Origin of the sequence: Micromonospora trifolii, assembly GCF_022229005.1 — a bacterium.
Lineage (GTDB): Bacteria > Actinomycetota > Actinomycetes > Mycobacteriales > Micromonosporaceae > Micromonospora > Micromonospora trifolii.
The window spans coordinates 377,012-385,857 of record NZ_JAKKFD010000002.1; the positions used below are offsets into that span (position 1 = coordinate 377,012).

At 72.5% G+C, this 8,846-nt stretch carries 7 protein-coding genes; 3 read left to right on the forward strand and 4 right to left on the reverse strand.

What is annotated here, in order from left to right:
- Positions 1-130: 130 nt before the first annotated feature.
- Both NIE79_RS02715 and NIE79_RS02720 read left to right on the forward strand, forming a co-directional pair.
- Entirely contained in the window at positions 131-889 is a 759-nt protein-coding gene (locus NIE79_RS02715) for an ABC transporter ATP-binding protein (protein ID WP_196923481.1), read from the forward strand.
- 8 nt (positions 890-897) lie between these two features.
- Positions 898-3,417 carry an FtsX-like permease family protein gene (locus tag NIE79_RS02720; protein ID WP_238677010.1) on the forward strand — a complete coding sequence of 840 codons (2,520 nt, stop codon included), beginning with the start codon at positions 898-900 and terminating at the stop codon, positions 3,415-3,417.
- Positions 3,418-3,469: 52 nt separating this feature from the next.
- On the opposite strand, the gene NIE79_RS02725 is transcribed toward NIE79_RS02720, so the two are convergent.
- On the reverse strand, positions 3,470-5,083 hold the full coding sequence (locus tag NIE79_RS02725; RefSeq protein WP_238677011.1) for a ricin-type beta-trefoil lectin domain protein: 1,614 nt from the start codon (positions 5,081-5,083) through the stop codon (positions 3,470-3,472).
- A 96-nt stretch (positions 5,084-5,179) separates the two neighbouring features.
- Complete coding sequence (locus NIE79_RS02730; protein ID WP_238677012.1) at positions 5,180-5,602, reverse strand: DUF2000 domain-containing protein; 423 nt, start codon at positions 5,600-5,602, stop codon at positions 5,180-5,182.
- 50 nt (positions 5,603-5,652) lie between these two features.
- On the opposite strand from NIE79_RS02730, the gene NIE79_RS02735 reads away from it, so the two are divergent.
- Positions 5,653-6,456, forward strand: coding sequence for a helix-turn-helix transcriptional regulator (locus NIE79_RS02735; RefSeq protein WP_238677013.1), 804 nt, complete (start codon positions 5,653-5,655; stop codon positions 6,454-6,456).
- Between the two features lie 6 nt (positions 6,457-6,462).
- On the opposite strand, the gene NIE79_RS02740 is transcribed toward NIE79_RS02735, so the two are convergent.
- Together NIE79_RS02740 and NIE79_RS02745 are read right to left on the reverse strand one after the other, a co-directional pair.
- On the reverse strand, positions 6,463-7,296 hold the full coding sequence (locus NIE79_RS02740) for a helix-turn-helix transcriptional regulator (RefSeq protein ID WP_238677014.1): 834 nt from the start codon (positions 7,294-7,296) through the stop codon (positions 6,463-6,465).
- Between the two features lie 243 nt (positions 7,297-7,539).
- Positions 7,540-8,846, reverse strand: a 1,307-nt coding sequence (locus NIE79_RS02745; RefSeq protein WP_238677015.1) for an aldehyde dehydrogenase family protein, incomplete at its 5' end; no start/stop codon positions are given.

Here is an 8,846-nt window from a genome sequence, read left to right on the forward strand (position 1 = left end):
CAGCCGGGTGGAGGTGGCGGATCGGCCAAAAGGCAGACCCGACGCCGGCGATACCCGGCCCCGGGCCGATGCGCCCACCCGCCGGTGGCGGCGACGCTATCCGGGTCACCACGCAGCCACTGGAGGAACGATGACAACCCACGCCCCGCCGGAGACCAGCCACGCCGCCGTCGCCGCGGTCGACCTGGTGAAGGTGTACGGCAGCGGCGACACCGCCGTCCGTGCCCTGGACGGGGTCTCGGTCGGCTTCGGCCGGGCCGAGTTCACCGCGATCATGGGCTCGTCCGGGTCCGGCAAGTCGACACTGATGCACTGCCTCGCCGGCCTCGACACGGCCACCTCCGGTCGCGTTCTGCTCGGCGGCACGGAGTTGACCGGCCAGTCGGACCGGACGCTGACCCGGGTACGCCGGGAGCGGATCGGGTTCGTCTTCCAGTCCTTCAACCTGCTGCCGCAGCTCACCGCCGCGCAGAACATCACGCTGCCGCTGGACCTCGCCGGTCGGCAGCCCGACGCTGAACTCCTCGCGCACCTGGTCCGGGTGCTGGGCCTCGGCGACCGCCTGAACCACCGGCCCAGCGAGCTGTCCGGCGGCCAGCAGCAGCGGGTGGCGCTGGCCCGGGCGCTGGTGGCACGGCCCGAGGTGGTCTTCGCCGACGAGCCGACCGGCAACCTCGACTCCCGCTCCGGCGCGGAGGTGCTCACCATCCTGCGCGACTCGGTACGCGACCTCGGCCAGACCGTCGTCATGGTCACCCACGACCCGATCGCCGCCGCGTACGCCGACCGGGTGGTGCTGCTCGCCGACGGGCGGCTGGCCGGCGAGATCGACAAGCCGGACCAGGTGTCGGTCACCGACGCCCTGCGTGATCTGGCGGCCCGCCGATGAGGGCGACGGTGCTGCGTACCCAGACGACCGCCGCGGCCCGACGGCCCGGCCGGCTGATCCTGACCGGCCTGGCGATCCTTGTCGCGTCGTTCGTCGTCTTCGGCACGGTGCTGGTGCAACAGATCACCGAACGCACCGTGCGGGACAACCTCAGCGGCACCCCGGCCGTCACCGACCTGGTGATCGGCAGCGCCGACGTGCCGCCACCCACAGTGACCGACGTGCGGCAGGTCCGGGCCGTGCCCGGTGTGGCCGAGGCGGTCGCCCGGGTGGCGACCGGGGTCTCCATCGGCGAGGGGTACCTCAACCTCCAGTCCGATCCGGGCACCGGCCCGCTGAGCACGGTCCGGGTGATCGAGGGCAGCTACCCGGACCAGCCCGGCGAGATCGCGATCACGCCGCGCACCGCCGAACGGCTCGGGCTCTCGGTGGGCACCACCACCAGCGGCACCGGCGGTGAACTCACCACGCCCGCCCCACTCACAGTGACCGGCGTGGTGGACGTCGGCGCCGACGCCGGCTACGACGCGTACGCCCCGGACAGTGCCGTGATCGCCTGGGCGCGCCTGACGACTGTGGAGCGCGTCGACGTGCGGGTCACCCCCGGCGCCTCGACCGACGCGGTCCGTCAACGGGTGACCGCTGCGGTCGCCGGCCAGCCGATCCGCTCCGGCGCCGAGGTGCGCGAGGCCGAGGCCCAGGCGGCGGCCCAGGAGGTCGGGAGACTCTTCATCCTGGTCGGCATGTTCGTCTCCATCGCTGTCGTCGCGGCCGCGCTGGTGGTCACCTCGACCTTCCGCATCGTCTTCGCCCAGCGGATGCGGCAGCTCGCGCTGCTGCGGGCGGTCGGCGCGAGTCGGGCCACCCTGGTGGCGGCCCTGACCGCCGAGGGAGCCCTGACCGGGCTGGTCGCCGGCGTCGTCGGGGTCGCCGGCGCCCTCACCCTCGGCTACGCGCTGCCGGCGATCCTGCGCGCCACCGGCCACGCGGTCTCCTCGCCGGGCCTGCCACTGGCGGAGGCGGTCGGTGTGGTGATCGGCGCCGTCGTGATCACCGTGCTGGCCGTGCTGGCGCCGGCGCTCTCGGCCGCCCGGGTCTCCCCGCTGGAGGCACTGCGGGCGGCGAGCGTCACCGCCGGCCGCCGCGGCATCGGCGTGGCCCGTCTGGTCTTCGGGCTGCTCCTGGCCGTCGGCGCGATCCTGGCAGCGGTCGGGACGATCAGTCAGTTGCCGAACCCGGGGCAGTCGGAGTACGACCCGTCGATGCCGCTGCTCCTGCTGGTCGGGTCCGGCGCGCTGGCGTTCTTCGCGCTGGTGGCCCTCGGCCCGCTGCTGGTGCGCCCGGTGCTGGCCGTGGTGGGTTGGCCGCTGCGCCAGTTCGGGCCGCTCGGGCGGATGTCGGTCGGCGGGATCGGCGGGGCGCCGCGCCGGGCCGCCGCGGTCTCCGTCGTGGTCGCGCTCGGCGTGACCCTGATCTCCGGGGTGGTCATCGGCGGCGCGTCGTTGCAGATCCTCGCTGACCGCGAGATGGCGCTCTCGGCCCCGACCGACTTCGAGGTCACCAGCAACGGTGGAACGCTGCCGCCGGCTGTCGTGGCCCGGGCCGAGGCGGCGCGCGGCGCGCTGGCCACTGTCGTGCCGTACCGGAGGGTCGGCGACGTCACGCTGCTGCGCGGCGCCGACAAGCTCGGCGACGTGGAGTCCGGTTACCCGGCCAGCGACCTGGACCTGGCGGCGCTGCCGAGCACCGGTGACCTGGACGTGGCCCAGGGCACCCTGACCGATCGTGGCCCCGGCCGAATCGTGCTGAACAGCTGGGTTGCCCGGGACACCGGCCTGGGGGCCGGCGACACCGTCACGCTCGCCATCGCGGCGCGCACTGTCGACGTACGGGTGGCAGCGGTCCTGCCCGGCGATGGGCCACTGCACGCGGGAATCCTCGCCGATCCGGCCGACCTGGACCGGCTCGGCGTGCCGGCCGCGTACACCGGCCTGCTGGCCGACGCTTCCGGCGCCGGCGAGGACGGTCGTACCGCCGGCGTGCGGGCGCTGCGGCAGGCGATCGGGGGCAGCGACGGGGTGGGCCTCGCGGTGCTCGCCGACGAACGGGACCGCAACGACGCGTTGGTGCGCACCCTGCTGTGGATCGCTGTCGGTCTGGTCAGCCTGACCGTGCTGATCGCTGTCGTCGGCGTGGGCTCCACGACCGCGCTCTCGGTGGTGGAGCGGGTACGCGAGTCCGGGTTGCTCCGGGCGATCGGGCTGTCCCGGACCGGCCTGCGCACCATGCTGACCGTCGAGTCCGGCCTGTACGGGGTGATCGGCGCGACCATCGGTCTGGTGCTCGGCATTCCGTACGCCTGGTTGGCGGTCCAGACCCTCGGGATCCAGGCACCGCTGACCGCGCCGCTGCTGCCGCTGGCCGGGCTGTTCGTGGTGCTGGTCGGGCTGACCGCGCTGGCCGGGGTGCTGCCAGCCCGGCGGGCGTCGCGGGTCAGCCCGGTGGAGGCGCTGGGGGCCGACAACTGAGCACCGTCGTGGGGTGCCGCCGCACGTTCGGCGCCACCCCACGACGGCCTGGTCAGTTGGGGTTGTTGGCGTGGGTCAGCGTCTCCCAGGCGACGAAGAGGTTGTTGGTTCCGGCCGGACGCTGTTGCAGCGTGAGGGTCTGGGTGTTGGTCATGACGTTGCCCAACCGGGTGCTCATCGCGTTGAAGCCGACCTCGGTGATCGGCCCGAGGCCCCGGGTGAGGCTGCCGCCGCAGAGCCAGGAGGGCGGCGCCTCGCCGAGCTGGTAGCGCGAGTGGAAGCCGAGCGCCTGACGCAGCCGCTCACCGACCTGCGGGTACAGGTCCCGTCCCTGGATCCGGGAGGTCTCCGCGACGTGCGAGATGGCGGAGATCCCGTACCCGGTGTGGACGAAGTCGCGGCAGGTCTCCTGGGCGAGGCCGGCGACGAAGGTGGACTGGCCCTGCCAGTAGCCGATGATCTCCGCGCTGGTGTCCAGGCCGCTGCCGGGCATCGTGTACGGCAACGCGCCATCGCTGGGCAGGTAGACGAAGGCCCGGGCGCGGTTGAGGAAGCGGGTGGTCGCCGCGTCGTACACGGTCCGGTCCTCCAGGAACACCGCGATGCCGACGGTGGCCTCCATCATGGTCAGTTCCCAGTTGCCGTTGCTGTTCGAGCCGTTGCGCACCATCGGCAGGTAGACGTTGCGCAGCATGGTGGCGAAGCGGTTGGCGTTGGGCCAACTCGCGTACGTGTACTTGATGATCTCGGCCGCCCGGGGCCAGACCGAGGCGGCCCAGCCGGTCTGCAGGGGGGCGTTGCTGCCGGTGTGCGCGGTGATCGTGGCCGACCACGCGTCCATGATCTGGATCGACTTCTGCGCGTACCGGGCGTCCCCGGTGACGTACCAGGCGAGCGCGTCGGTGTACGCCGCGATCGCGTCCTCCCGCTCGTCGGTGCAGCCGTTGTTCGGGTTGGAGTAGGAACCGCACTCGACCACCGAACGGGGTGCGGGGGTACGCGACAGGGAGGCGTACCGGCTGCTCATCATCTGGTTGTAGGCGCCCGCCCACGGCTGCGCGCCGGCCTGCACCCGGCCGCGGACGAAGTCGAGCTGGCCTCGGCTGACCAGCACGCCGGGATGGGTGAAACCACCCGAGGGTGGCGGTGTGGTGCCGCCGCCGGTGGGCGGCGCCCAGGTCTGGTTGGCGGTGCCGGTGCAGCTCCAGATCTGTAGCGGGGTGCCGTCGGCCGAGCTGGGGCCGGTCGCGTCGAGGCACTTGCCCGAGGTGGGATTGACCAGTTGTCCGGCGCTGGGCGACCACTGCTGCGCTCCGGTGCCGTTGCAGTCGTAGATCTGCACCCGGGCACCGTTGGCGGTGCTGGCGGCGGCGATGTCCAGGCACTTGCCCAGCGCCCGGATCGTGCCGTCGTCGGCCACCGTCCACTGTTGGGCTGTGGAGCCGTTGCAGGTGAAGAGCTGGACCGGCGTGTTGTTGGCCGGGTTCGCGGCGGCCACGTCGACGCACTTGCCGCCGTACCCGGTGATGGCGCCCGTGGCGGCCGCCATCGCGGGCGATGCGCCGACGACCAGGCCGGTCGGTACGGCGAGCAGGGTCGCGGCGAGCGCGGAGGTCAGTCTGATGCGGGGGCGGCGGGGCAGGAGCCCGGCCAATCGTCGCGCCATGTGGGGGTCCTTCCGGGGCGGCGAAACAACTGTAAAGTGTGTTAATCATTACAGCCATAGACACCGATATCAATGTCTTCGTCGCCACGGATGCCGTTACGGGTGCATGGACGCACCCTTGAGCACCTTGTCCACCGCGTTGCGCGGCGCGTGCAGCGCCAGGCCCACCAGGTCGAGCTTCTCCCGTCCGACCGCCTGGACGGCGGCGCGGTTGTCCCGGTCGTTGCCGGTGGCGAACAGCTCGGCGGTGAAGATCGCCATCCGCAGGCCACGGGCGAGAGCGCGAGAGTGGGCGCCGACCAACGTCGCCCGATCCCCGGCGAAGACCAGCACCGGCTGGCCGAACATCGGTAGGTAGCTGGTGCCGTCCGCGTCGCGGTAATCCTCGCCGACCAGCTCGGGCAGGGTGCTCGCGATGCCGCTGACCAGGAAGGCGGTGACGTTCAGCCGTTGCCAGCTCGCCAGGTCGGTGCGGAGCAGTACGGCGATCTTGGTGGGAAAGCGGATCGGTTCGGTCATGGCGTCGAGCCTGCCCGCCCCGACGCCTACCGGTCTTGTACGTTCTTAGCGTGGACACCCGCCCGGCGGGCTCGCACGTCAGCGCGTGGCGACCCGCGGTAGCCGGGGTCGCCGAGGTCTTCCACGCCCATTTCGTGGACCACGCCTATCCCCGGCACATCCACGAGGTGTGGACGCTGTTGATCGTCGACGACGGCGCGGTCCGCTTCGACCTGGACCGGCACCGGCACGGCGCGCTACGCACGTCGGTCACCCTGCTGCCGCCGTACGTGCCGCACGACGGCAGCTCCGCCACACCGGACGGCTTCCGCAAGCGGGTCCTGTACCTCGACACCTCTGCGCTCGACGCCGAGCTGGTCGGCCGGGCCGTCGACGAGCCGGACCTGGCCGATCCGCACCTGCGCGACCGGATCCACCACCTGCACCAGGCGCTCGCCGCACCCGGCGACGAGTTCGAGGCCGAGAGTCGACTCGCGTTCATCCTGGACCGGTTGCGCCGCCAGCTCCGCCAGCGCTCCCCGGCCGCTGGCTACCCGGCCGGGCGCGGCCTCGCGGTGCGGTTGCGGGAGCTGCTGGACGCCCGGACCGTCGAGGGCGTCACGCTGGGGGAGGCCGCCCAGTTGCTGCACGCCCACCCGACCCACCTGGTCCGGACGTTCTCCCAGGTGCACGGCGTGCCACCGCACTCGTACCTGACCGGCCGTCGGGTCGAGCTGGCGCGCCGCCTGCTCCTCGCCGGGCAACGGCCCGTCGAGACCGCCGTCGCGGCCGGGTTCTTCGACCAGGCGCACCTGACCCGCCACTTCCGGCGCTACCTGGGCGTCAGCCCGGCCCGCTATCCCGCTCGGAGCTGATCGCGGTCAGACGAGTTGCCCGCCGATGACGGCGAGCAGCCGCAGCTTCTCGTCGCTCGGCGACCCGGGCACGGCGGTGAAGACCAACAGTGTCTGTGACTGGTCGGGGTCGACAAGCGTCTGGCAGTGCAGCTCCAACGCCCCGACCTCCGGGTGCACGAAATGCTTGGGTGGGCAGTAGCCGGCGGGCACCGGGTGTTCCCGCCACAGCTGCGCGAACTCCGGGCTCCTGCCCAGCAGGTCGTCGACGAGCGCCGCCGCCCGCGAACCCTGGCCGTCCCGGGTGTACGAGGCGTGCAGGTGTGCCACGAGGAGTCGACTCTGCGTCTCGTGGCCCTCCGCTGGGTGCAGCTGTCGCGCCTGCGGGTCGGTGAACCAGCGGTGGTGCGCGCTGCGCGCGAACCCGGTGTGCCGGGTCTCGTCGCCGAGCAGGGCGACGGCCGGCGCGGTCTGCGCCAGGGTCTCGCCGAGGTGGTTCACCACCTGGGCGGGAGTGTCGTGCATCCGGTCGAGAATGCGCATCATCCCGGGGTTGACGTGGTCGGCCCGGACGGCGCGGTGTGGGACGGCGTGACCGGCGAGTTGAAACAGGTGGTCCCGTTCGGCCAGGGAGAGTCGCAGGCCACGGGCGAGGGCGGCGAGCATCTGCTCCGAGGGGTGCGGCCCGCGCTGCTGCTCCAGCCGGCTGTAGTAGTCGGTGGACATTCCGCTCAATGTGGCGACTTCCTCGCGCCGTAGCCCTCCGGTGCGCCGGCGCGGGCCCCGGGGCAACCCGACGTCCTCGGGCTGGAGCGCCTCGCGGCGGGTGCGCAGGAAGCTGGCGAGTTGCGCGCGGTCCACGGGTGTCTCCGATCGGTGGGTGCCGGCGGGTGGACCGGCACATGGATTGCAACAGACCAGCCCAGCCCCGGTGTTCCACCCCGCGCCCCGGCCCCGCCCCGCCCCTGGTTTCGCGATCTTGCACTTTCTGTCGAGACATAAGGGTTGTAACACCCCATGTCGGCGACCGAAAGTGCAAGATCGGCGCGGGCGGGCGGGCGGGCGGGCGCGCGGGCGGGCGGGCGGGGGCGGGGGCTGGTGCGGTTAGCGCTGGATGGACTTGGTTTCCAGGAACTCCTCCAGGCCATAGCGGCCGAACTCGCGGCCGTTGCCGGAGTGCTTGTAGCCACCGAACGGGGCGAGCGGGTTCCAGTGCCCGGCGTTCACGTCGACCTGGCCCACACGCAGCCGCCGGGCGATCGCCAGCGCGTGCTCAGGCTCACCGAAGACGCCGCTGGTCAGGCCGTACAGCGTGCCGTTGGCGATGGCCACGGCCTCCTCCTCGTCGGCGTAGGGGATGATCGTCAGCACCGGGCCGAAGATCTCCTCCTGGGCGATCGCGGAGGCCGGGTCGACGTCGGCGAAGATCGTCGGCTGGACGTATGCCCCGACGGTCAACCCCTCGGGCCGCTGCGGGCCGCCGAACACGAGCCGGGCCCCGTCGGCGATACCCCGCTCGATGTAGCCGACGACCTTCTGCCGGTGGGTCTCGGACGCCATCGGGCCGATCCGGGTGGCCTCGTCGCCCGGGTCGCCGACTGTGTACTGCTTCGCCGCCTCGACGGCCAACGCCACGACCTCCTCCTGACGGGAGGCGGGCACCAGCATCCGTGGCCATGCGCCGCAGACCTGACCGCCGTTGCTGAACGCCATCATGAGACCCCGCTCGACAGCGGCCGGCAGGTCGGCGTCGTCGAGGATGATGTTCGCACCCTTGCCACCCAACTCCAGCGCGACCCGCTTGACGGTCGCCGCGGCTACCGAGGAGATCCGCTGCCCCGCCCGGGTGGACCCGGTGAACGAGATCATGTCGATGTCCGGGTGGGCGGAGATCGCCTCACCGACGGTCGCGCCGGTGCCGTAGACGACGTTGAAGACACCGTCCGGTACGCCGGCCTCGGCGGCGGCCTCGGCGAGGATGCGCGCGGTCAGCGGGGCGTTCTCGGACGGTTTGAAGACCATCGTGTTGCCGGCGAGCAGGGCCGGCGCCAGCTTGGAGACGATCTGCTGAAGCGGGAAGTTCCACGGCGTGATCGCGCCGACCACGCCGACCGGCTCGCGGACGATCAGCGAGTTGCCGACCTCCTCGGTCCAGGCGAAGTCGTCGGCCAGGCCGGCGATGGACTCGACCACAGCGGCCGGGAACGCGACCTGGGCGGTCCGGGACATACCGATCGGAGAGCCCATCTCGGCGGTGATCGCCTGGGCGATCTCCTCCGTGCGGGCGGCGAGGCCGGTGCCGAGGCGGCGCAGCACGTCCGCCCGGTGCTGCGGGGTGGTCGCCGACCAGGCTGGGAAGGCGGCTCGGGCGGCGGCGACGGCGCTGTCGACGTCGGCGGCGGTGCCGGCCG

Bases quoted from the DNA above. Each gene is read 5' to 3' on its own strand.
- NIE79_RS02730 (WP_238677012.1), bottom strand. From the start codon at position 5,602: ATGACCGAACCGATCCGCTTTCCCACCAAGATCGCCGTACTGCTCCGC.
- NIE79_RS02715 (WP_196923481.1), top strand. From the start codon at position 131: ATGACAACCCACGCCCCGCCGGAGACCAGCCACGCCGCCGTCGCCGCG.
- NIE79_RS02725 (WP_238677011.1), bottom strand. From the start codon at position 5,083: ATGGCGCGACGATTGGCCGGGCTCCTGCCCCGCCGCCCCCGCATCAGA.